Raw genomic sequence first — 22,839 nt, forward strand, 5'->3', positions numbered from 1 at the left:
TTAAACGTCTGCTTGCTGGATAGCCGGTCGGGTAGGTTTTTATCCCGGTTCGCACTAAAAAAAAGGCCCGCAGCGCGGGCCTTGTAAACAGGCTGAAACGACTCAGATTTTACGGAAGATCAACGAGCCGTTGGTTCCGCCGAAACCAAATGAGTTACAGAGTACGTACTCCATGCCCTTTGTCTGACGCGCGGTATGCGGGACGAAGTCCAGGTCACAACCTTCATCCGGGTTATCCAGATTGATGGTCGGTGGAACCACCTGGTCACGCAGCGCGAGGATGCTGAAGATCGACTCTACCGCGCCCGCCGCCCCTAACAGGTGACCGGTCATGGATTTAGTCGAACTAACCATGACGCTGCGTGCGCTGGTGCCAAATACGGACTTCACCGCCTGAACTTCGGCTTTATCCCCGGCAGGCGTTGAGGTGCCGTGGGCATTGATATAGCCAATTTTCTCAGCGGAGAGATGCGCGTCTTTCAGAGCATTGACAACCGCCAGCGCTGCCCCGGCACCGTTTTCCGGTGGAGACGTCATATGGTAAGCATCGCTGCTCATACCAAAACCGACCACTTCGGCATAGATTTTCGCACCGCGCTTTTTCGCATGCTCGTACTCTTCCAGCACGACAACGCCAGCGCCGTCACCCAGTACAAAGCCGTCACGGTCTTTATCCCACGGACGGCTTGCCGCCTGCGGATCGTCGTTGCGCATAGAGAGTGCACGAGCCGCGCCAAAACCACCAACGCCAAGCGGCGTACTGCCTTTCTCGGCACCGCCCGCCAGCATAACGTCAGCATCGTTATAGGCGATAATGCGTGCCGCATGGCCGATGTTATGCACACCAGAGGTACAGGCGGTGGAGATAGAAATACTGGGACCTTTCATACCAAACATGATGGTCAGGTGCCCGGCAATCATATTAACGATGGTTGAGGGAACGAAGAACGGGCTAATTTTGCGCGGACCATCGTTCATCAGAGAGGTGTGGTTTTTTTCGATCAGGCCAAGACCGCCGATACCGGAACCAATAGCGGCACCAATACGACAAGCGTTCTCTTCGGTAATTTCCAGGCCGGAATCCTGCATGGCCTGAATGCCAGCGACAATTCCATATTGAATGAAGTCATCCATCTTTTTCAGATCTTTGCGCGGGATGAAGTCAGCACAATTAAAATCCTTTACTAAGCCAGCAAAACGCGTTGCGTAGGCACTAGTATCAAAATGGTCGATCGGGCTGATGCCACTCTGACCGGCAACAAGAGCATTCCAGGTAGACTCTACGGTATTGCCGACAGGAGACAACATGCCAAGACCAGTCACAACTACACGACGCTTAGACACGTTCGTCCTCCAGGGAGGGAAAGATTGACACTGTGTGGGATGTTCAGATAAAACTCAGGCGGTCGAATGACCGCCTGGAGATGCTCACTTACGCCTGGTGACCATTGATATAATCAATAGCAGCCTGAACGGTAGTGATTTTCTCAGCTTCTTCGTCCGGGATCTCGGTATCGAACTCTTCTTCCAGAGCCATTACCAGCTCAACGGTATCAAGAGAATCAGCGCCCAAATCTTCCACAAAAGAGGCAGTATTAACAACTTCTTCCTGCTTAACGCCCAGCTGCTCGCCAATGATTTTCTTAACGCGTTCTTCGATAGTGCTCATACTATTAAATTTCCTATCAAAACTCGCTTTCGCGATGGTTTTCGTAGTGTATAAAATGTTGAAAAAGATGCAACTAAATCTCGGCTGGTCAAACCACGATTTTACGCTATTTTGCGGCTTTTGCCCTAAACAACGCAAATCATTTCGTGATTTTTAAACCATATACATTCCGCCATTGACGTGCAGCGTTTCACCGGTGATGTAGGCTGCTTCGTCAGAGGCTAAAAATGCAACGGCATTGGCGATTTCCTGCGCGCTGCCGAGACGACCTGCAGGCACTTCCGCCAGAATGCCCGCGCGCTGTTCTTCGCTCAGCGCGCGCGTCATGTCGGTTTCAATAAAACCAGGTGCCACGACGTTAACAGTGATGCCACGAGACGCAATTTCGCGCGCCAGTGACTTGCTAAAGCCAATCAAACCCGCTTTTGCTGCCGCGTAGTTTGCCTGACCCGCATTACCCATTGTTCCAACTACGGAGCCAATGGTAATAATTCGACCCGCACGTTTTTTCATCATCGCTCGCATTACCGATTTTGACAAACGGAATACGGAAGTCAGATTGGTGTCAAGAATATCCTGCCACTCATCATCCTTCATGCGCATCAGAAGATTATCACGCGTGATGCCTGCATTATTGACTAAAATATCCACTTCGCCAAACTCGGCGCGAATATTTTCCAACACGTTGGTAATGGAAGTTGCGTCGGTCACGTTCAGCAGCAGCCCTTTACCGTTATCGCCCAGATAGCTGCTGATGGCATCGGCACCGCTTTGGCTGGTCGCCGTCCCCACCACTTTAGCACCGCGTGCCACCAGGGTTTCTGCAATAGCACGACCAATGCCGCGACTTGCACCGGTAACCAGCGCGATTTTTCCTTCGAAGCTCATGTTATTTCTCCGTGTTACTGTTCAAGCGCCGCTGACAGGCTGGCCTGGTCGTTAACCGCCGCCGCCGTTAGCGCGTCCACAATACGCTTAGTCAGTCCGGTCAGCACTTTGCCCGGACCCGCTTCCAGCAGGGTAGTGACACCCTGCCGGGCAATAAATTCTACGCTTTCCGTCCAGCGTACCGGACTATAAAGCTGACGCACCAGTGCGCTGCGGATTGCTTCAGGCGCGGTCTCGATCTTCACGTCAACGTTGTTGACCACCGGGAAGACTGGCGCATTAAAGGTCAACTGTTGCAGAGCAACCGCCAGTTTATCCGCTGCGGGCTTCATTAATGCACAGTGAGAAGGCACGCTGACCGGCAACGGTAATGCACGCTTGGCACCGGCAGCTTTACATGCTGCACCCGCGCGCTCCACCGCTTCTTTATTGCCCGCAATCACTACCTGGCCCGGCGAGTTGAAATTCACCGGCGACACCACCTGCCCCTGCGCGGATTCTTCACAAGCTCGGGCAATTGATTCATCGTCCAGACCAATGATAGCCTGCATCGCGCCAGTTCCTTCAGGAACGGCTTCCTGCATCAGTTTGCCGCGCAGCTCTACCAGTTTTATTGCATCTGCAAACGCAATGACGCCTGCACAAACCAGCGCACTGTACTCACCAAGGCTATGCCCTGCAAGTATTGCGGGCGCTTTTCCGCCTTTTTCCTGCCAAACGCGGAAAATGGCAACAGAGGCAGCCAGCAAGGCGGGCTGAGTTTGCCAGGTTTTGTTCAATTCTGCAGCAGAGCCTTGCTGCACCAGCTGCCAGAGGTCGTAACCCAGTGCATCAGAGGCTTCACGGAAGGTTTTCTCTACCAGGGGATTGGCCACAGACAGATCGGCCAGCATGCCTGTTGTTTGTGAACCCTGTCCCGGGAATACCATTGCAAATTGCGTCATTGTTATTTCCTGTTAATCGCCATTACTTTTTTTATCAAAAGCGAACCAGCGCCGAACCCCAGGTAAACCCGCCACCAAAAGCTTCCAGCAGAACCAGCTGCCCACGCTGAATACGACCATCGCGTACCGCTTCATCCAGCGCCGAAGGAACCGAAGCCGCAGACGTATTGCCATGGCGGTCAAGCGTTACCACGACTTTGTCCATATCCATACCCAGCTTGCGGGCGGTGGCGTTGATAATGCGCAGATTAGCCTGATGCGGTACCAGCCAGTCAATCGCGGTGCGATCAAGGTTATTCGCCTGCAGGGTTTCTTCAACGATATGCGCCAGCTCGGTCACAGCAACTTTAAATACTTCATTGCCGGCCATGGTGACATAAGACGGGTTTTCCTGACGTTGGCGATCCTGATTAGTCAGCGTTAACAGCTGGCCATAGCGCCCGTCCGCGTGCAGGTGGGTAGAGATAATGCCCTGCTCTTCGCTGGCTCCCAGCACCACGGCTCCGGCTCCGTCACCGAACAAAATCAGGGTGCTGCGATCGTTGGGATCCAGCATACGTGCCAATACGTCGGCACCGATCACCAGCGCATTTTTGACCACACCATTTTTGATGTACTGATCGGCCACGCTTAAGGCGTAGGTAAAGCCTGCACAGGCTGCCGCAAGGTCGAATGAAGCCGCATCATCAATTCCCAGCATCTGCTGGATCATGCAGGCTGAACTGGGGAAAGCGTGACTGGAGGAGGTGGTAGCGACGACGATCAGACCAATGTCGTTTTTATCGATACCGGACATCTCCAGCGCACGCATGGCTGCCTGAAAGCCCATGGTTGCCACGGTTTCATCCGGGCCGGCGATGCGACGTTCATGGATGCCGGTACGAGTGACAATCCACTCGTCTGACGTATCCACCATTTTTTCCAGATCGGCGTTAGTCCGCACCTGTTCGGGCAAATAGCTGCCCGTACCGATAATCTTCGTATACATGTACGCTCAGTCACTCTTAGGTAATACAGCTTGAAGGCGCGCAGCAATCCGCTCAGGAACTTGCCGCCGCACCGCCTGCTCTGCCTGTTGGATCGCCACGGTAAATGCGCGTTGATTAGCGGCACCATGACTTTTTATTACGGTGCCACGTAATCCTAACAGACAAGCGCCATTGTACTGGTCAGGGTTGAGATGACCGAATTTCTTCGCCAGACGCTTCTGTAAGAAGCGCCCCAGTAATCTCAGCCACCAGGCCCTTTTTTTACCTTCGCCCTGTGAATTCAACAGCGAAAGGAACATTCTAACCACGCCTTCCATCGTTTTCAGCGTGACGTTGCCAACAAACCCATCACAGACCAGCACGTCCGTCTTACCGGTAAGGAGATCGTTACCTTCAAGGTAGCCGATAAAGTTAATGTCCGCTGAAGCGCGCAGTTTGGCCGCAGCGTCACGAATGGAAGTTAACCCTTTACTCTCTTCCTGACCAATATTGATCAAAGCCACCCGGGGCCGGTTGATGGCTAATACTTCTTCAGCCACCACCGCACCCATTACGGCAAACTGCACCAGCATGGCGCTGTCCGAATCAACGTTAGCGCCTAAATCCAACACCAAGGTTTTACCCTGCTGCTGGTGCGGTAACACGGTCATTAGCGCCGGGCGATCGATGCCGTCCAGCGGTTTTAATAATAATTTTGCCAGCCCCATCAGCGCACCGGTATTACCCGCACTGATGCAGGCCTGCGCCCGCCCTTCTTTTACCTGCTCCAGCGCCACGCGCATGGACGAACCACGACTGGCGCGGATCGCTTGAGAAGGCCTGGCATCACTGGCAATAACCGATTCGGCAGCAATAATTTGCAGGCGCGCCCGTAAGGCTGAATCCGCTGTGGCAAGTAATGACGTGATGATGTCGGTATCGCCGACCAGAAGAAGACGCAATTGCGGGTCAGAAGCCAGTGCCTGCAGTGATGCAGGCACCGTCACGCGGGGGCCGAAGTCCCCGCCCATGGCATCTATCGCCAGGGTCAAACGTTTCAAAGTAGCGCCGCGAGCTGCGGAATTACTTTACGATGACCTTGCGACCACGGTAGTAACCATCCGCAGTGATGTGGTGACGCAGATGAGTTTCGCCAGAAACTTTATCTACGGAAAGTGCTGCAGTGGTCAGGGAATCGTGTGAACGACGCATGCCACGCTTGGAACGGGTTGGTTTATTCTGTTGTACGGCCATGGACCTTACTCCTATTACTTACGCTTTAAACTGGCTAATACGGCAAATGGATTTGGCTTTTCTGCCTCTGCAGGCAACTTACCAAAGACCATGTCCGCCTCGGACACTTCACAGTGTTCAGAATCATGCACCGGAACGACAGGCAGGGCGAGGATGATTTCATCCTCAACCATCGCCAGCAGATCGGTTTCGCCAAACTCGTTGACGTCGATCGGCTCGTACGCTTCCGGCAGTGCTTCGGCCTGTTCGTCAGTGACGACCGGGCTGAAACAGTACGATACGTGGACATGTTGTGGAAAATTCTTGTTGCAGCGTTGACAGCACAGCGTTACAGAAACCTCGGCAGTACCTTTCAGTACGGCCAGACGCTGATTGTCAATAGCGAACGACATGACACATTCTACATCACTGTCCACACTCACTACCGATTCGGCAATCCGCTCAACCTGTTCAGGGGTGTAAACACCCTGATAATCCAGGCGTTTCTGAGCGGTACGAACCGTATCGAGAGTCAGGGGTAATTTTACCTTTTGCATAGGGCGCGCATATTAACTTTGTAACGACATAGAGTCAAAGAAAAAGGCCGCATGACGACATCTTTCACCCATGATTCGCATCCAGTGCGGCGCATAGTTTAAAATGTCTGACAATGATTCGCTATATATTCTGGAAAAAATTATGCGGCAACTGGTATTAGCCTCTACTTCAACCTATCGCAAAGCTTTATTAAGCAAGCTGCAGCTGCCTTTTATCAGCGCAGCACCCGAAACAGACGAAACGCCACGGGCGGAGGAGCCGGCTACTGAATTGGTCACGCGCCTGGCCGCCGCTAAAGCGCGGGCGCTGGCCCCCCTTTTCCCTGACCATTTGATTATCGGTGCCGATCAGGTATGCGTGCTTGACGGTAAAATCTGCGGCAAGCCACACGATGAAGCAAACGCCCTTGCGCAGCTGCGCGCCGCCAGTGGTCAACGCGTGGTGTTTTACACCGGCCTGGCCCTGTTTGACAGCCGTGACGCTACCATGCAGCTTTTGTGCGAACCCTTTAGCGTCCATTTCCGGACGCTAAGCGAGGATGAAATGGCAAACTACGTGCGTAAAGAGCAACCGCTGGACTGCGCGGGCAGTTTCAAAAGTGAGGGGCTGGGAATAGCGCTGTTTGACCGCTTATCAGGCCGCGACCCGAATACGCTGGTCGGGCTGCCGCTGATTGCGCTGGCAGAGATGCTAAGAAAAGCCGGGCTTAACCCGCTGGCCGGCTGATAGCCCGCCAGCGGGATGCCGCCGTAGCACACCGGCTGTCAGCCGGTGATGGCCGTTTTTCGCAACGCCGCCAGGCAACGCTTCAGCTGTTCATCAAGCGGCGCTTCCACGCGCATTATCTCCCCGGTATTCGGGTGGGTAAAGCGCAATGCGGCGGCATGTAAAAACAGTCGTTTAAGGCCGGTACTACTGAGCTGCTGGTCAAATTCAGTTTCGCCGTAGCGGTCGTCTAAGGCAATCGGATGTCCGGCATGCAGCGTGTGCACACGGATTTGGTGTGTGCGTCCGGTCACCGGACTGGCTTTCACCAGCGTGGCGATAGCGTAGCGCTCTTCCACTTTAAACAGCGTTTCAGACGGTTTGCCTTCACTGCTTACCTTGACCACCCGCTCGCCGCTTTGCAAAATGTTTTTCAGCAGTGGCGCACGAACCGCTTTCACATGGGACGGCCACTGGCCGCGTACCAGCGCCAGATAATCTTTCTGCATCCCCTTCTCGCGCAGCTGCTCATGCAGCGATCGCAGAGCGGAGCGTTTTTTCGCTACCAGCAAAATGCCTGAGGTATCACGATCCAGGCGGTGCACCAATTCGAGAAAACGCGCATCCGGGCGAAGGGCGCGCAGCCCTTCAATCACCCCAAAGCTCAGGCCGCTGCCGCCATGAACCGCCGTGCCGGAAGGCTTATTCATGACCAGAAGATAATCATCTTCAAAAATAATAGCGGCTTCCAGCGCGGCGACTTTGGCCAACTTAGGCGAAACATTTTCCTCTTCGCGTTCAGCCACGCGCACCGGAGGGATGCGCACTTCGTCCCCGGCCTCAAGTTTATATTCTGGTTTGATGCGCTTTTTGTTCACCCGCACTTCGCCCTTACGCAAAATGCGATAAATCATGCTTTTCGGCACCCCTTTCAACTGGGTACGCAAAAAGTTATCAATGCGCTGTCCCGCTTCATCAGCAGAAATGGCAATAAAATGTACGGCTGGTGTATTGGTTTTCATGGTTGGCGATTCTAAATAGTGCGCTGTGATAGCGCCACCTCTTTTTATGTGCTTAACTGACTGAGACGGTTATCGCTGCCGGGTTATGAACGGTTTTTAGACAATTTGCTGAAAAGCACTGCAATATATTCTGAAAACTGTAAGAAACATGGCCTCGCGGATAAAGTCACCTTGCGATCACCTGCTTAGCGATGAAATAATGTTTACGTTTTTTGACGCTATAACTTGTGAAGACAGGGGAATAAATAGCGTAAACCCAGGATTTTCGTCGTGCTGCACAATGGCAGGCGAAAGCGACAGGGTGTAATAAGCAATTTTGCCGGATAGCCCACACGCGCAGCAATGGCGTAAGACGTAGTGAGCAATCAGGCATTTAGCGGGCTGCGGGTTGCAGCCTGGACGATAAAGCGGGATTGGTTCTCCTGGTCATTCACTGGCGGCCCCCTTCAAAGCGCTGTTTTTCCATATGTAAAACAGGCTACCGAGTATTTGCACCCCTTGAGCTGGCGACAACCGGGAGGTTGACGGCTTTGCGATAAGACACGGGGTCATCGGTTCCTCACGTCCAGCGTTACTTTGCCCGTAGCTTTGTCAATAATGTAAGAATAATGAGTAAGTTACGATGAAAAGAATGCTGATAAACGCGACTCAGCAAGAAGAGTTGCGTGTTGCCCTTGTCGATGGACAGCGCCTGTACGACCTGGATATTGAAAGCCCGGGACACGAACAGAAAAAAGCCAACATCTATAAAGGCAAGATCACCCGTATTGAACCCAGTCTTGAAGCCGCATTTGTTGATTATGGCGCCGAAAGGCATGGTTTCCTGCCTCTGAAAGAAATATCCCGCGAATACTTCCCTTCTCATTACCATGCTCACGGCCGTCCTAATATCAAAGATGTGCTGCGTGAAGGCCAGGAAGTGATTGTTCAGATTGATAAAGAAGAGCGTGGCAATAAAGGCGCCGCTCTGACCACCTTTATCAGTCTGGCGGGCAGTTATCTGGTATTGATGCCGAATAACCCGCGTGCTGGCGGCATTTCGCGCCGCATTGAGGGTGATGACCGTACTGAACTGAAAGAAGCGCTCTCTTCGCTTGAGCTACCCGACGGCATGGGCCTGATTGTGCGCACTGCAGGCGTGGGCAAATCCGCCGAAGCCTTACAGTGGGATTTAGGTTTCCGCATCAAGCATTGGGAAGCGATCAAGAAAGCCGCTGACAGCCGCCCGGCTCCGTTCCTGATCCATCAGGAAAGCAATGTCATCGTACGTGCCTTCCGCGACTATCTGCGCCAGGACATTGGCGAAATCCTGATTGATAACCCGAAAGTGCTGGAGCTGGCACGCCAGCATATCGCCGCACTGGGACGTCCGGATTTCAGCAGCAAAATCAAGCTTTATACCGGTGAAATACCGCTGTTCAGCCATTACCAGATCGAATCGCAGATTGAATCCGCCTTCCAGCGTGAAGTGCGCCTGCCATCAGGCGGCTCGATTGTTATTGATACCACCGAAGCGCTGACCGCCATCGATATCAACTCCGCTCGCGCCACCCGGGGCGGTGACATCGAAGAGACAGCTTTTAACACCAACCTTGAAGCTGCCGACGAGATTGCCCGCCAGCTGCGTCTGCGTGACCTCGGTGGCCTGATCGTCATCGACTTTATCGACATGACCCCGGTTCGCCATCAGCGTGCGGTTGAAAATCGCCTGCGCGAAGCGGTACGCCAGGATCGTGCGCGTATCCAGATCGGCCATATTTCCCGTTTCGGCCTGCTGGAAATGTCACGTCAACGTCTCAGTCCGTCACTGGGTGAGTCCAGCCATCACGTATGCCCGCGCTGTAGCGGCACCGGCACTATTCGTGATAATGAATCGCTGGCGCTCTCTATTCTGCGCCTGATTGAAGAAGAAGCGCTGAAAGAGAATACCAAAGAAGTCCACGCCATCGTGCCGGTACAGGTGGCCTCCTACCTGCTGAACGAGAAGCGTGATGCGGTAAGCGCCATTGAGAAACGCCAGGGCGGCGTACGTGCCATTATCGTACCAAACGATAACATGCAGACTCCGCACTATTCGGTACTGCGCGTTCGCAGTGGCGAAGAAACCCAGACCTTAAGCTATCATCTGCCGAAACTGCATGAAGCTGAAATGGCGCTGCCTTCTGAAGAAGAACATGCCGAGCGCAAAAGCCCGGAGCAGCCTGCCCTCGCCGCTTTTGTGATGCCAGATGCGCCACCGGCACTGCAGGAAGCCGTTGCTGAACCCGCCGCGCCAAAGGCCGCTGTTAAAACCCCAGCCCCTGCTTCAGCCCAGCCGGGTCTGGTTAGCCGCATCGTTAGCAGCCTGAAAAAACTGTTTGCTGCGCCAGAGAAGCCAGCGGAACAGCCACAGCCGCCGGTGGCTGAAGAGAAAAGCGCTGAAGCATCGGCTCCGCGCGGCGAGCGTCGTAACCATCGCCGCCAGAATAACCGTCGTGACCGTAACGGCGATCGCAACGAGCGTAATGATCGCAGCGGTGAACGCAACGATCGCAGCGCAGAGCGTAACGAACGCAGCGCAGCGCAGAGCGAACGCGCACCGCGTGAGCGTAATAACGAAGCCCGCGAAGGTCGTGAAGACCGCCGTAATAATCAACGTCGCAATCCTCAGCAGACCGATGCACGTAGTGAGCGTATGGTGCCGGACGAGTTTGAGCGCAGTGAAACCACTCAGCCGCGCCAGCCACGTCAGGATCGCCAGCGTCGGCGTTCTGGTCAAAACCAGGAAGAAAAACGTTCTCTGGTGCAGGAAGAGAAGATCCCTGAGCCGGTAGTCGAAAACGTGCCGGCTCCAGAAGTTCTGGAGGAGAGCGTACAGGTGATGCCGCGCCGTAAACAGCGCCAGCTAAACCAGAAAGTGCGTATCGAAACCGCTGAACAGACTGCAGCCCGTTCGTTCGCGCCACAAGAGAGTGAACCGGCTGTGCCGGCTGTTCCAGCCGTTACCCAGCCCGTGGTGGAAACGGAAGATCACGACGATCGCGATGGCAACAGTATCCCTCGCCGCTCTCGCCGCTCTCCGCGCCACCTGCGGGTTAGCGGTCAGCGCCGCCGTCGCTACCGTGACGAGCGCTATCCAACACAGTCACCAATGCCGCTGGCTCACGCCGCCGCATCGCCAGAATCGGCGTCAGGTAAAGTGTGGATCTCCTATCCGGTAGCCCAGGTGAGCGACCATGAAACCCATGAAGAGCATCCACATTCTGTGGTGCCTGCCTACGGTCATGCAGATATCGCCCAGCGGGATGCGCTGGACACGGCGGCAACCGTTGCAATGCACGCCAGCGTGACGGAAAGCGTTGCAGCTCCGGCGGTTGAACCAGCTCCGGCGGTTGAACCAGCTCCGGCGGTTGAACCAGCNCCGGCGGTTGAACCAGCTCCGGCGGTTGAAGCAGCTCCGGCGGTTGAAGCAGCTCCGGCGGTTGAAGCAGCTCCGGCGGTTGAAGCAGCTCCGGCGGTTGAACCAGCTCCGGCGGTTCAACCAGCTCCGGCGGTTCAACCAGCNCCGGCGGTTCAACCAGCTCCGGCGGTTCAACCAGCTCCGGCGGTTCAACCAGCCCCGGCGGTTNAACCAGCTCCGGCGGTTCAACCAGCTCCGGCGGTTCAACCAGCTCCGGCGGTTCAACCAGCCCCGGCGGTTNAACCAGCTCCGGCGGTTCAACCAGCTCCGGCGGTTCAACCAGCCCCGGCGGTTGAANCAGCTCCGGCGGTTAAAGCAGCCCCGGCGGTTGAANCAGCTCCGGCGGTTCAACCAGCTCCGGCGGTTCAACCAGCTCCGGCGGTTCAACCAGCNCCGGCGGTTAAAGCAGCCCCGGCGGTTGAAGCAGCTCCGGCGGTTGAAGCAGCTCCGGCGGTTGAACAGGCTGAAGCTGTACAGGTTGTTGAAGCAGCGTCAGTCCATCTGCCTGAGATCACCCCGGTAACGGCCGAAGACACTGCGGCTATTGATGCACCGGTCAATCAGCAGCCTGCTGTGATTTCCGCTGTGGATGAAGCAGTAGCGGCAGAAACGGCAGCCGAAGCCGTCCCGGCTGAAGAAGTGAAGCCTGAACCCGCAGACGCTGTAACTGATAAATCGGTGGACGTTTCCGCACAGCAGGCAGCAGCCAGCCGCGTAGCCCCTGTGGAAGTCAGCACAGAGGTTGAGCAGCAGGTTGCCAGGGTGCTGAACGCGGCTGACGCATCGGCGCAACAGCCTTCAGCAGCGGCAGAACCTCATGCGCCGGTTCCGGTGCGTGATGAACCGGTTGACGCCGCGACCGTGCAGGCGGGTCGCTATAAGCATCATGCTACCGCCCCGATGACCAAAGCGCCGGCTCCGGCTTATCAGCCAGAACCTGCACGTCGCAGCGACTGGGTTCGTCCGGCCTTCAACTTTGAAGGTAAGGGAGCGGCAGGCGCGCATGCAGCCAGCCATCAGGCTACGGCTCCGGCAACCCGCCCGTAACAGGCTCTAACCGCTGAGTTGAAGCCCCGTCCTTCTGGCCGGGGCTTTTTTTATGCGCCCGTTTTGCTGCGCCCCAACTCTGATGCCCACCGCAGTGTTGTGCTGCGCTTTCGCAACTCATGCTTTACGCTAACGCCAGCAACTCTGATGCTCCCCGGAGGCGGCTTCAGGCTGCGCGCCACGGAAACTGGCGCAAAAAAAACCCGCTAACAGCAGAGATCTACTGAGAGCGGGTAAAATAAACGGCCACGTTTATGGCGCGTTCATTACGTCGTAAATGGTTTACGCATTGAGGCTAAACAGTGACAGCTTCGACATCTGCTGGAATACGGTATAAGAAGCCTTTAAGGCGGCCTGCTGCAGGGTATATTCGGAGATAGCCTCCGTCGTATCGGCGCCCACCAGTGAACTCATCTGGGTTTTTAGACTCAGGGCGGTGTCGTCCCCTTTCGAATCAAGGTTGGACAGTTCCTGCAGATTAGTGCCAATTTCAGAGCGTACGCTCGACACGTTGTTCAGTACATTACGCAGACCACGGTTAACCTTAGCCATAACTTCGCCATCGGCATCAACCGTGGCCTTGTCCGCACCCGTCAGTGACACCTTGAGTGATTTAATCGCCGTGTCCAGGATAGTAAAAATATTGCTTTCACTTGCCGCGCCGTCTGGCTCTTTTACCGCATCGCTGGTTAGCGAGTCAAAGACCTGCTTACCGGTATGGTTAGTCACCAGCGTGCGGCTGGCATCGACTTTTTGCGCGATCGGGACATTTCCACCGATATAGGTGACTTTGCCCCCGGCATCGCTGGTAAATGGGGCTTTATCACTTTGGTAACCGGCAAACATGTAGCGGCCGTTGCCGTCCGTGCTGTTGGCCAGGTTCAGCAGCTGGCCACGAATACCTTCTAACTGCGTGGCGTAAGACGCGCGGTCTTCGCCGGACAGAGTCCCGGTGGAGGCTGCCACCACGGTAGTCTGTGCACTGATCACCACATCCGCCACCTGTTTTAGCGTGGTCTCTTCAGTCGACTGATTTTGCGTAGCGAAAACACGCGCGGTTTCATACTGCGATGTTTCTGACTGCGCCTGCGAGAGCACAACGGCCTGAGCCGCAGCTACCGGGTCATCCGACGGCTTGTTGACGCGATTGCCGGTAGCCAGTTCATTGCCTGCCTTTAACCAGCTGCTATTGGCAGACTGGATGCCCTGTATCTGCTGGTCGTATATCATGCCGGTACTGAGTCGCATGGTTAATCCTTGTTCAAAAATTAGCTGACCGCTGTAAGCAGCGACTGGAATAGGGTGGAAGCCGTCTGCAATACCTGGGCATTTGCCATGTAGTACTGCTGATAGCGCGCCAGGTTGGAATACTCTTCGTCAAGGTTGACGCCGGATACCGACTGCTGCTGACTGGTCAGCTGTTTGACCACCGCTGACTGAGTGGTGTTGGTGGCCTCCAGCGAGCTGGTTTTGTTACCGACGTCGGCCACCAGACTGGCATAGGCCTGCGTCAGGGTACTTTTGCCGTTAATCAAATCCTGGGTTTGTAACCCCAGCAGCGACTTGACGTTCTCATTATTGCTCTCGCCGCCTGTGGGGCTGGACGCGGCCAGCTTTGCCGCATCGGTGATGTTGACGCTCATACCCGAGATCACGCTGCTGACGGGCTTGATGATATAACTGTCATTATTTTGCGCGGTACCGGTAGCGCCAACGGTGACCGTCAGTCCGTCAAACTTTAAGGTGCCGTCCGTGCTGGTGTCCACGTCCTTGACCTTGCTGTTATCCGACAGTCGAACCACGTTCCAGCTACCGTTTTCCAGGGTCATTTTGTAGTTGGATGCTTTGACATCACCGGTTTTACTGGCGTCATACGCTACTGACAGGCTGGCATTGCCTTTGTTCAGGCTGTTGGACATCGCTGATGGATTGCCAAGTTTAAAGAAGGCTTCACCTTTATCGCCGTCGCTGTCAACCCCGGCCTGATGCTGGGTATTAAAGCTGCTGCCCAGCGCCAGCGCCAGCTGGCCAATCTGATTGCGCACGCCTTCAAGATCGTGGCGAAATGCCAGTAATCCCCCGAGTGAACCACTGGTGAACTGAGATTCTGCTATTTCAGTTTTCGCCCCGGTGACGGAGTCAACGTTGGCAATAGTGGTGCGGGCCGGATCGGCGCTGGAAGGAACGGCCGCGAGCTGTTCAAAGCGGTCGCCCTGAACCAGAGAAATGCCGTTGCCGATGCTGATACTGTAGCTGCCGCCATCCTGCTGGCTCACGTTGACGCCCACCAGCTTGTTCAGCTGGCTGACCAGCAGATCGCGCTTATCCAGCAGATCGTTCGGCTCACTGCCAGCGCCCGCGCCTTTCAGCTTGGCGATCTGCTGGTTAACATTGGCAATCTGTTTGGCGTAATTATTGACCTGTTCGACCGTAGACTTCACCGAGGTGTTCAGGCCGCTATCCACATTGGTCAGGTAGGTATCGGTCGCTTTGAACTGATTAACCAGCCCTTCGGCTTTACCCAGAACAGCCTGGCGGGATGAGGAATCGCTGGCATTGCTGGCAAGGGTTTGCAGCGATTTAAAGAGATCCTGAATAGTGGTCGACAGGGTATTGGTGGTACCGGACATCATATCGTCAATATTTGACATCTGGCCAGCCTGCGTGCTGAGAGCGCTCGACTGAGTACTGGCGGCCAATAGTTGCTTGTTGATGAACTGGTCATATTCGCGATATACGCTGGAGACGGCCGCACCATTACCATAGTAGTTACCACCGCTGAGGGTACTGGCGCTCTGGTTCAGCACCGTGGTCTGGCGTGAATAACCGGTAACGGCATAGTTGGTGATGTTGTTACTGGTGGTGTTAAGCGCAGCCGATGAAGCGCTCAATCCGCTCATCGCGGTATTAATTAAGTTTGACATGTCGGGTCCTTGTTAACCGGCAACTGCAGCGCCAGCATTGACGATTCTTTTGCCGGTAAAGGGTTAACTCAGATCCGGCCTGAAGAGGTTATCGGTAAAGTTGCGGTAAACTTGAACGGTTTCGGCAAAAATTCTAAAACAAATCACCCAAATCCTGGCTATAGGCTTTGACCACTTTTTCGCCCATGTTTTTGAACTGCTGGATCATGCCAACCAGCTTTTGCGCGTAGTTCGGGTCGGTAGCGTAACCCGCAGCCTGCAGGGCCTTTGCTCCCTGCTCCGGCGACGAGGCGCGGGTCACCGCCGCATAGCGCGGGTTGTTACTCAGTAAGTTCACGTAATCGTTTAGCGCCTCGAAATAAGAGTCGTAGACGCGGAACGTTTGCTTCACCTTCTTCGCTGCACCGCCCTCATATTCCGTGGTCATCACTTCAGTGGTTTTACCCTGCCAGCTGCCCGTCGCTTTGATGGCAAACAGGTTGTAGCTCGGTTTCCCGTCACGCGTGAGGATCTGCCGTTGTCCCCAGCCGGATTCCAGCGCCGCCTGGGCGAGGATCAGATGGTGCGGGATCCCACTCTGTTCACTGGCCGCCTGGGCGGGCTGCATCAGTCTGGCGATAAAGTCGCCGTTGTCACCGGACAGCGGCATCTCGTTACCAGAGAAACGCGGTACCGCTTTACGCACCATCTGCTCCATCTCTGATGGCGGCAGTCGGTTGATAACGCTTTTATCCAGCGGCATCGGCACCGTGCCGGCTTTCTCATCCGGCACCTTCTGGATTTCCATCTGTTTAACGATAAGGTCAGCAAGGCCTAAGCCTTTCGCCCCGATCTGCTGGCCAATCTGCTGATCGTACATCGATGTGTAAAGCCGCGTCTGCTCGGTGCTTAGCAGGCCATCCTGCGGCAGCGCCTGCCGCATACTTTTCATCATCATCTGCACAAACATCCCCTCTACCTGTTTAGCCACCTCACGCGCATGCGCTTTGGGGTCACTGGTGGCTAAACGTTTCAGGTCGTTGAGCGAGCGGCTGTCATAGGCCGCGCTCGTCAGAGACTGGCTGTGGTCACTCATCAGATAATTTCCAGTTTGGCATGCAGACAACCGGCGCTCTGCATCGCCTGTAGGATAGACATCAGGTCGATGGGTTTCGCGCCCAGCGCGTTCATGGCGCGCACCACGCTGTTCAGATTGGCGCTGGCATTAACGGTTTGCAGCGCGCCGCCGCTTTGGCGCATATCAATCTGCGTCTGCGGCGTCACCACCGTCTGACCACCGCCAAACGGCGTATTGGGCTGGTTGACGTTCTGGGTCTGGTTGACCGTGACCGACAGGCTGCCCTGCGCAATGGCACACTGTGTCAGCATCACTTCGCGGTTCATCACTACCGAGCCGGTGCGCGAGTTGATAATCACTTTGGCATCCTGAACCGGTGCGGAAACATCGATATTCTGAATATCGGCCAGCAGACGCACCTGCGAGGTATTATTGGCGCTGGTACGGATCTGTACGGTGCGACCGTCTACCGCCTGCGCCATACCGTAGCCGCCACGGCTGTTAATCGCATCGCTGATGCGTTGGGCCATGCCAAAATCTTCCTGGTTCAGAAACAGACTGACCACGTTGCTGGTGCCGAAGTTATTCGCCAGTTCGCGCTCGATGGTGGCACCACCGGTAATACGCCCACCGTTAACCTGGTTGACCTGCACGGCGTTGCCGCCGGCGGCGACGGCGGCACCACCGATCAAAATGTTGCCCTGTGCCAGCGCATAGACCTGGTTATCCACCCCTTTTAGCGGGGTCATCAGCAATGTACCGCCGCGCAAACTCTTGGCATTGCCCAGCGAGGAAACCACCACATCCACCACCTGCCCCTGGCGGCCAAACGCCGGCAGTTTCGCCGTTACCATCACCGCCGCCACGTTTTTCAGCTGCATATTGGTGCCGGCCGGCACGGTGATGCCTAACTGCGACAGCATGTTACTCAAACTCTGCGTAGTAAACGGAGTCTGGGTAGTCTGGTCGCCGGTGCCGTCCAGCCCCACCACCAGACCGTAGCCAATCAGGGAATTTTCACGCACCCCACCCACGGTGGTGAGATCGCGAATACGATCGGCCTGGGCCAGGGCGCTTAATGCCAGCATGAGCAGCAGGGCGGTTCGAATCAGTACATTACGCATTGGAGCCTCTTACATCGGTGATATGTTCAGGAAGAACCGCTGCAGCCAGCCCATGGTTTGTGCTTCGTTGATATAGCCGTTACCGACGTATTCAATACGCGCATCTGCCACCTGGCTTGAAACAACGCTGTTACTGGCGCTAATCGTGCGCGGGTTAACGACGCCAGAGAAGCGGATAAACTCTGTTCCCTGATTAATTTCAATCTGCTTTTCACCGACCACGTTCAGGTTGCCATTGGGCAATACCTGATTGACGGTGACGGTGATGGTACCGGTGAAGGTGTTCTTGGCGGTCGCGCCACCTTTGCCTTCAAAATCATTTTTACCGCTTCCGCCAAGGGTGGCTTTATCGCCACCGAGCAGGCCAACCAGCGCACGCGGCGTGGCGGTCAGGCCAAATTCGGCGCTGCCGTCGCGCCCGGCATTGGCAGAAGAACTTTTGCTGGCGCTGACATTTTCCTGCAGCGTGATGGTTAATGTGTCGCCAATATTGCGCGGACGCCGATCCTCAAACAGCGGCTGGTAGCCGTAGTTCATCGGCATCACGCCCTGAAAAATGGAGCCGTTGACCATGGCGGGTGAAGCGGGCAGCGGCTGAGCCGTTGTCGAACCTTCGACCAGTGGCTTACGGGGAACTAACGCACAACCGTTGAGCGTCAGCAGCAAGGTGGCTACTAACCAACGTCCAGACAATGAGACCTGCCGTGCCATGGAAATAAACCTTTCATTACGTGAATATTTTATCAACGGGCCGGGCGGAGATGCCCGGCACCCGCGACGGTTAACCCGTCTGTTGCCAGATTAAATCTGCGTCAGTTTGGCCAGCATCTGATCGGAGGTACTGATAGCCTTACTGTTAATCTCGTAGGCGCGCTGAGTCTGGATCATGCTGACCAGCTCTTCCGCTACGTTAACGTTGGAGGTTTCCACATAGCCCTGATACAGCGTACCGGCTCCGTTATTGCCAGGGTTACTTTCGTTAGGCGCACCGGAGGCTTGCGTTTCCTGGTACAGGTTTTCACCCATGCTCGATAGCCCGGCATCGTTCATAAAGGTGCTGAGGGTCAGCTGGCCGACCTGTACCGGATTGGCCTGGCCCTGCTGCGTCACGCTCACCACGCCGTCACGGCTGATGGTCATACTCAGGGAGTTAGCCGGGATAACGATCGCGGGCTGCACCGGGAAACCGGCGCTGGTCACTAACTGACCGTTCTGGTCGGTCTGGAAAGAACCGTCACGGGTATAGGCTGCGGTGCCGTCCGGCAACTGCACGGAAAAGAAGCCCTGGCCGTTGATAGCCACGTCTTTTGACGAATCGGTCTGCGACAGGTTGCCCTGGTTGTGCAGGCGTTCGGTGGCAACAGGACGCGTCCCGGTACCAATCTGCAAGCCGGAAGGCAGCGTGGTTTGCTCAGATGACTGTGCGCCCGGCTGGCGCAGCGTTTGATACATCAAGTCTTCGAACACCGCGCGTTGGCGCTTGAAGCCGTTAGTGCTGACGTTGGCCAGGTTGTTGGCGATAACGTCCATATTGGTCTGCTGGCCGTCAAGGCCGGTTTTGGCAATCCATAGAGAACGGATCATGCTTTACTCCTCCGGTCAGCCCATTGACAGCAGCTGGTTGGCTTTTTGTTCATTTTCGTCGACGCTGGAAATGATTTTCATCTGCATTTCAAAGCGGCGGGCATTGGCGATCATATCGACCATGGTTTGCGTGGCCTTAACGTTACTGCCTTCCAGTACGCCGGGCATCACTTTCACCGTCGGGTCAAGCGGCAGCGTGGCACCGCGCTGCGCCTGCGCGGCGGCTGAAACGCGAAACATGCCGTCATCACCGCGCGTCAGTTCATTACCCACGGCTTTGACCAGTTTCAGTTTGCCCAGCTGCACGGTAGCGTTCGGCGCATCGCCGGGGTTCAGCGCGGTAATAGAGCCGTCAGCAGCGATGGTTATCTGCGCGCCTTGCGGAATGGCAATCGGCCCGCCGTCGCCCATCACCGCTTTGCCCTGCACGGTAAGCTGCCCGGTCGGACTGACCTGCATATTACCGTTGCGGGTGTAAGCCTCGGTGCCATCATCGTTCTGTACCGCCAGCCAGCCATCACCCTGCATCGCCACGTCCAGCGCACGTTCGGTGTAATCCAGCGCCCCCTGGGACATATCCGCTCCCGGCGTAGAGGCGGTCACCAGCGTGCGCGTCGGCAACGAAAGCCCTTCCACCGGCACCGCGCGCGCGGCGTTAAGCTGCGCACGGAAGCCAGGGGTCGAGGCGTTGGCCAGGTTGCTGGCGGTTACCGCCTGCTGATCGAGGGTCTGACTTGCCGCCCCCATGGCGGTATATATCGCGTGATCCATAAGACGATCCTGTTAAGCGAATTAACGCAGGTTGACCAACGTGTTCAGGATCTGATCCTGAGTTTTGATGGTCTGAGCGTTCGACTGATAGTTACGCTGTGCAACGATCATATTGACCAGTTCTTTACTCAGATCGACGTTGGACGACTCAAGCGCTCCGGCGGTCAGCGTACCGAGGTTGCCGGTACCAGCGATGCCGCTCAACGCCTGGCCAGATGCTGCGCTCGCTGACCACACGTTATCGCCTTCAGACTTCAAACCTTCCGGGTTGGCAAAATTGGACAGCACGATTTGACCGAGCACCTGGGTCTGCTCATTGGAATAGGTTCCGACCAGCGTACCGTCATCGTTGATCTGATAGCTGGTCAGTTCACCGGGCTTGTAGCCGTCCTGTGTCGGGTTACCAAAGGTGCTTTTACCGTTGTTTTGCTGCTGGCTGCCGGTCAGATTGACATTCAGCGTGGTCGGGCCATTAGAACCATTCAGCTGGCCCATGGTGAAACTGACCTGACCGTTGTTTGGCGTAACTAGTTGACCATTCGCGTTAAACACCAGATTGGTATCAGCGCCTGCAGTACCGGTAGAGGCATCCACCGGGTGCACCGTCCAGTTGTTATCGGCAGTTTTGACAAAGTAGAGGTTTACCGTGTGCGCGTTGCCCAGCGAGTCAAAGGCGGTCATCGAAGACTTGGCATTGTAAGTCGTTGAATCGTTTATATTCAGATTCGCGTAGTTCTTCACCGCATCCGTGGAGTTCAGGTTAGCGGTCATCGCAGCGGTGGTGGTGGCTTTCGCCGCCATCGCCGTAGCTGGCACGCTAAGCGCCACCGGATTCGCCCCGGTCTGCACGGTTGGCGGGGTTCCGGTTGCCGGGTAACCGGTCAAATGCAGGCCCTGCATGTTAACGATGTTGCGATTCTGGTCGAGGGTAAACTGCCCGTTTCGGCTGTAGAAAACGCCGCCGTTGGCATCGGCCATACGGAAGAAGCCCGCTGAGCTGATGGCAACATCAAGCCCGCGACTGGTATTGGTGGTGGTACCGTCGTTAAAGTCCTGCACGACTGATGCGACTTTTGTTCCCAGGCCGACTTTAGAACCGGCAAACATGTCGGCAAAGGCCACGGTGCTGGATTTAAATCCTGCCGTTGCGGAGTTGGAAATGTTGTTACCAATAACGTCGAGGTTGCTGGATGCGGCGTTTAAACCGCTTACCGCTTGTGAAAAGCCCATGTAGTCACTCCTGAAAAATAAATTAGTGGATTAAATAATCTGACGGACTTTTTCCAGGGTGGTGGTTCCCATGGTGCCCAGATCCAGCACTGCCCCGCTTGAGTTGCTGCTTACGCCGCTGACCAGGGCGTAGTTGAGCGGCTGCGCCACCAGCTGTCCGCTGCCGTTGCTGGCGCTGATGGCAACGGTATATTTACCATCTGCAGCGGTGGTGCCATCGCTGGCCTTACCGTCCCATTCGAAGGTATGCACACCGGCAGTTTGCGCACCCAGGTCAATGGTTTGCACCACTTTTCCGCTGGCATCGGTCATCGTCGCGGTGGTACTGGTGCTGGCCTGCGCCAGCTCTACGCCGAACGGCGTGGTGGTACCGCCGCCCGCTAAAATCTGTGTTCCATTCAGCATCACGCCATGACCGATGAGCGTGGAAGCCTGTAACGACTGACCGCTGGTGATCTGGCCGGAAATGGAACCCAGTGTGGTATTCAGCCTCTCAACGCCGCTCAGGGTGTTGATTTGCGCCAGCTGTGTTGTCAACTGAGCGTTATCCATCGGGTTAGTGGGGTCCTGATTTTTCAGCTGGGTCACCAGCAGCGTCAGAAAGTTATTCTGCAGATCCGCCGCTGACGTGTCAGAGGAGGAGGAGGAAGACGACGTCAGCGTGGTGGCCGCCTGTTTTTCGTTTACGCCTACGGCAATGCTCATCGGCAAGTTCCTTATTGACCCATCGTTAAGGTTTTCATCATCATCTGTTTTACGGTGTTTAACACCTCAACGTTGGCCTGATAACTGCGCGAGGCCGACAGGGTATTCACCGTTTCTGCTACCACATCCACATTCGGCATTTTAATGTAGCCCCTGGCATCGGCCATCGGATTACCCGGCTCGTATACCAGCTTTGCCGGCGTCGGATCGTTAATGACCTCGGCCACTCTTACACCTCCGGTCGGCGATCCGGGCGCGGCGTTGGTTTGAAAGACCACCTGCTTCGCCACGTAAGGCTGACCATCCGGCCCGGTCACGCTGTCAGCATTGGCCAGATTACTGGCGCTGACGTTAAGACGCTGCGATTGCGCAGCCATCGCCGAACCGGCAATATCGAAAATACGGGTAAGTGCCATTATTTATTGCCCCTGTAGAGCCGACATCATGCCCTTGATTTGACTACTGATTAGGGTCAAATCCGTTTGATATTTCAGGCTGTTGTCGGCGAATTCTGTACGTTCCCGATCCATATCTACCGTGTTGCCGTCTGATGCGGGCTGATCGGGAATGCGATACATCAGATCCATCGAGGGTGGCTGTTGCGTTTCTGCAGGAATATGGCGTGCCGACGTCACCGTCAACGACATTCCGGAACCCTGCGCGCGCCCGTGTTCAACCGCTTTAGTTAACTGGCTGGCGAAATCGATATCACGCGCCTGATAACCCGGCGTGTCGGCATTAGCGATGTTGGATGCCAGGATTTCCTGCCGTTGTGCACGCAGATTCAGGGCTTCGGTGTTAAACCTCAGTGCTGCGTCCAGTTTGTCGAGCATGCGTCCTCCGCAAGTGAAAATTCACAGCTGACAGCATAATCTTCGCGCGCAAAGCCTATCGCTTGAATAGCGCTAAAAACCGTCGCTAATTTGCGCCTTGACCCGGCACGCGTACGGTTAGAATCGGTGTCATGATGA

At 55.6% G+C, this 22,839-nt stretch carries 22 protein-coding genes; 2 read left to right on the forward strand and 20 right to left on the reverse strand.

Annotated features, from left to right (window positions below; genetic code table 11):
* Positions 1–102: 102 nt before the first annotated feature.
* The 8 genes from fabF to yceD form a co-directional block, all read right to left on the reverse strand.
* Complete coding sequence (gene fabF / locus EPYR_RS10770) at positions 103–1,344, reverse strand: beta-ketoacyl-ACP synthase II (RefSeq protein ID WP_014539067.1); 1,242 nt, start codon at positions 1,342–1,344, stop codon at positions 103–105.
* Positions 1,345–1,432: 88 nt separating this feature from the next.
* The gene (acpP, locus tag EPYR_RS10775; RefSeq protein ID WP_004157115.1) at positions 1,433–1,669 is read right to left on the reverse strand and encodes an acyl carrier protein; all 237 of its coding nucleotides are present in this window, start codon (positions 1,667–1,669) and stop codon (positions 1,433–1,435) included.
* A gap of 153 nt (positions 1,670–1,822) precedes the next feature.
* Complete coding sequence (fabG, locus tag EPYR_RS10780; protein WP_012668438.1) at positions 1,823–2,557, reverse strand: 3-oxoacyl-ACP reductase FabG; 735 nt, start codon at positions 2,555–2,557, stop codon at positions 1,823–1,825.
* 14 nt (positions 2,558–2,571) lie between these two features.
* Positions 2,572–3,501: an ACP S-malonyltransferase gene (gene fabD / locus EPYR_RS10785; protein ID WP_012668439.1), complete on the reverse strand. Its 930-nt coding sequence runs from the start codon at positions 3,499–3,501 to the stop codon at positions 2,572–2,574.
* Between the two features lie 34 nt (positions 3,502–3,535).
* Positions 3,536–4,489: a beta-ketoacyl-ACP synthase III gene (locus EPYR_RS10790; protein WP_012668440.1), complete on the reverse strand. Its 954-nt coding sequence runs from the start codon at positions 4,487–4,489 to the stop codon at positions 3,536–3,538.
* A gap of 6 nt (positions 4,490–4,495) precedes the next feature.
* Positions 4,496–5,530, reverse strand: coding sequence for a phosphate acyltransferase PlsX (plsX, locus tag EPYR_RS10795; RefSeq protein ID WP_012668441.1), 1,035 nt, complete (start codon positions 5,528–5,530; stop codon positions 4,496–4,498).
* Positions 5,531–5,552: 22 nt separating this feature from the next.
* Positions 5,553–5,723, reverse strand: coding sequence for a 50S ribosomal protein L32 (rpmF, locus tag EPYR_RS19265; protein WP_004157101.1), 171 nt, complete (start codon positions 5,721–5,723; stop codon positions 5,553–5,555).
* A gap of 14 nt (positions 5,724–5,737) precedes the next feature.
* Entirely contained in the window at positions 5,738–6,259 is a 522-nt protein-coding gene (yceD, locus tag EPYR_RS10805; protein WP_004169475.1) for a 23S rRNA accumulation protein YceD, read from the reverse strand.
* Positions 6,260–6,401: 142 nt separating this feature from the next.
* Here yceD and EPYR_RS10810 point away from each other — a divergent pair, with 142 nt between their 5' ends.
* Complete coding sequence (locus EPYR_RS10810) at positions 6,402–6,986, forward strand: Maf family protein (RefSeq protein WP_081441641.1); 585 nt, start codon at positions 6,402–6,404, stop codon at positions 6,984–6,986.
* A 38-nt stretch (positions 6,987–7,024) separates the two neighbouring features.
* Here the strand turns inward: EPYR_RS10810 and rluC are convergent, their stop codons facing one another.
* Positions 7,025–7,987 carry a 23S rRNA pseudouridine(955/2504/2580) synthase RluC gene (gene rluC, locus EPYR_RS10815; RefSeq protein WP_012668443.1) on the reverse strand — a complete coding sequence of 321 codons (963 nt, stop codon included), beginning with the start codon at positions 7,985–7,987 and terminating at the stop codon, positions 7,025–7,027.
* A 622-nt stretch (positions 7,988–8,609) separates the two neighbouring features.
* Between rluC and rne the strand changes: the two genes are divergently transcribed.
* Positions 8,610–12,473 (forward strand): ribonuclease E, encoded by a 3,864-nt coding sequence (gene rne / locus EPYR_RS10820; RefSeq protein ID WP_014539069.1) that lies wholly within the window; start codon positions 8,610–8,612, stop codon positions 12,471–12,473.
* Positions 12,474–12,755: 282 nt separating this feature from the next.
* Here rne and flgL read toward each other — a convergent pair whose 3' ends face one another.
* From flgL to flgB, 11 genes are all read right to left on the reverse strand, one after another.
* Entirely contained in the window at positions 12,756–13,721 is a 966-nt protein-coding gene (gene flgL / locus EPYR_RS10825) for a flagellar hook-associated protein FlgL (RefSeq protein ID WP_012668445.1), read from the reverse strand.
* Positions 13,722–13,741: 20 nt separating this feature from the next.
* Entirely contained in the window at positions 13,742–15,397 is a 1,656-nt protein-coding gene (flgK, locus tag EPYR_RS10830) for a flagellar hook-associated protein FlgK (RefSeq protein WP_012668446.1), read from the reverse strand.
* 133 nt (positions 15,398–15,530) lie between these two features.
* The gene (flgJ, locus tag EPYR_RS10835) at positions 15,531–16,472 is read right to left on the reverse strand and encodes a flagellar assembly peptidoglycan hydrolase FlgJ (protein WP_012668447.1); all 942 of its coding nucleotides are present in this window, start codon (positions 16,470–16,472) and stop codon (positions 15,531–15,533) included.
* A complete protein-coding gene (locus EPYR_RS10840; RefSeq protein ID WP_012668448.1) occupies positions 16,472–17,578 on the reverse strand; it encodes a flagellar basal body P-ring protein FlgI in 1,107 nt (368 codons plus the stop codon). The genes flgJ and EPYR_RS10840 overlap by 1 nt, the downstream gene beginning before the upstream one ends.
* 9 nt (positions 17,579–17,587) lie before the next feature.
* A complete protein-coding gene (locus tag EPYR_RS10845; protein WP_012668449.1) occupies positions 17,588–18,289 on the reverse strand; it encodes a flagellar basal body L-ring protein FlgH in 702 nt (233 codons plus the stop codon).
* Between the two features lie 90 nt (positions 18,290–18,379).
* Complete coding sequence (flgG, locus tag EPYR_RS10850) at positions 18,380–19,162, reverse strand: flagellar basal-body rod protein FlgG (protein WP_012668450.1); 783 nt, start codon at positions 19,160–19,162, stop codon at positions 18,380–18,382.
* A gap of 15 nt (positions 19,163–19,177) precedes the next feature.
* Positions 19,178–19,933, reverse strand: a complete 756-nt coding sequence (locus tag EPYR_RS10855; protein ID WP_012668451.1) for a flagellar basal body rod protein FlgF — start codon at positions 19,931–19,933, stop codon at positions 19,178–19,180.
* A 21-nt stretch (positions 19,934–19,954) separates the two neighbouring features.
* Positions 19,955–21,163 carry a flagellar hook protein FlgE gene (gene flgE / locus EPYR_RS10860; protein ID WP_012668452.1) on the reverse strand — a complete coding sequence of 403 codons (1,209 nt, stop codon included), beginning with the start codon at positions 21,161–21,163 and terminating at the stop codon, positions 19,955–19,957.
* A 30-nt stretch (positions 21,164–21,193) separates the two neighbouring features.
* The gene (flgD, locus tag EPYR_RS10865; protein WP_012668453.1) at positions 21,194–21,868 is read right to left on the reverse strand and encodes a flagellar hook assembly protein FlgD; all 675 of its coding nucleotides are present in this window, start codon (positions 21,866–21,868) and stop codon (positions 21,194–21,196) included.
* Between the two features lie 11 nt (positions 21,869–21,879).
* A complete protein-coding gene (gene flgC / locus EPYR_RS10870) occupies positions 21,880–22,284 on the reverse strand; it encodes a flagellar basal body rod protein FlgC (RefSeq protein ID WP_012668454.1) in 405 nt (134 codons plus the stop codon).
* Between the two features lie 3 nt (positions 22,285–22,287).
* Positions 22,288–22,701, reverse strand: a complete 414-nt coding sequence (gene flgB / locus EPYR_RS10875; protein WP_012668455.1) for a flagellar basal body rod protein FlgB — start codon at positions 22,699–22,701, stop codon at positions 22,288–22,290.
* Between the last annotated feature and the right edge of the window lie 138 nt (positions 22,702–22,839).

Source organism: Erwinia pyrifoliae DSM 12163, assembly GCF_000026985.1.
GTDB lineage: Bacteria > Pseudomonadota > Gammaproteobacteria > Enterobacterales > Enterobacteriaceae > Erwinia > Erwinia pyrifoliae.